This is a genomic window from Oleiphilus sp. HI0067 (genome assembly GCF_001635735.1).
In genome coordinates this window covers 1-801 of the sequence record NZ_LWFI01001584.1, presented here as the reverse complement: position 1 = coordinate 801, position 801 = coordinate 1, and the positions used below count along the sequence as shown (strand labels likewise).

Genomic DNA, 801 nt, shown 5'->3' with positions numbered 1-801 from the left:
GCGAAATCGAAGTCTTGACCTTTACGCTCGGTGTGGAAAGCATCAATCTTAGCTTGGATATCATCACGCTTTGCAAGCAACTCACGGTTACGTGGTGCTAGTTCGTTCGCGATAGCACTGAAGCTTGACCAAAATGCTTCTTGATCAACACCTGTGCCTGGAATTGCTTTTTCGTTTACGAAATCGTATAGCTCTTTTGCGACCTGAAGGCCCGCAGCTTGAACGCGTTCTGTCATATTTGTATTCGCCTCAACGCTTTAATTACTTAGAAAACCGCTCTCAATACCTTGATAAAAAGTCGAGAAACGTCTAAAAAAGGGGCGAAGATAGTACATGAAAATCGTTCAAATCCCAACCACTGACAACGTGCAAAGCTATTCACCATGTTAATAGTCGTTGTCATGCTAGACGCCTGAGCAGTCAGGCTTTTTGCAGCAGTGATCAAATTTTGAGCTACACTCAAATAAAACAACAATTTATCACAACAAGCTTAGAGATTAGTTTATGTCGGCAGTGACGATTACCATCGCCATTGGAAGCCTTATTTGCGCAGGTATTGCATTGATCGTATTCGTTCAGGCAAGAGAGAAGGCGCGTATTGAGCGATTACGTCTGATCATCAAACTACAAGACCGACACACCAACATTCAAAACATTCTATCTAACATGCCACCGCAGTACCTCAACCCTACTTTGAGAAAAATTCTGCACGAGCAATCCATCGAAACCATCAAAGAACTCACTAAATTCAAACCCTCGTCTAAACATGCCGGTTACATCCAAGAAGACGAGCGAGCTATA

Annotated in this window: 1 protein-coding gene and 1 pseudogene; one reads left to right on the top strand and one right to left on the bottom strand. The window is 42.9% G+C overall.

The features are described 5' to 3' along the window. A pseudogene (locus A3739_RS25810) lies at window positions 1-236 on the bottom strand (malate synthase G); the annotation flags it as partial. Between the two features lie 268 nt (window positions 237-504). Here A3739_RS25810 and A3739_RS25805 point away from each other — a divergent pair. Beyond that, window positions 505-801 (top strand): hypothetical protein (locus tag A3739_RS25805; RefSeq protein ID WP_197472584.1); only part of this gene is annotated, 297 nt, incomplete at its 3' end.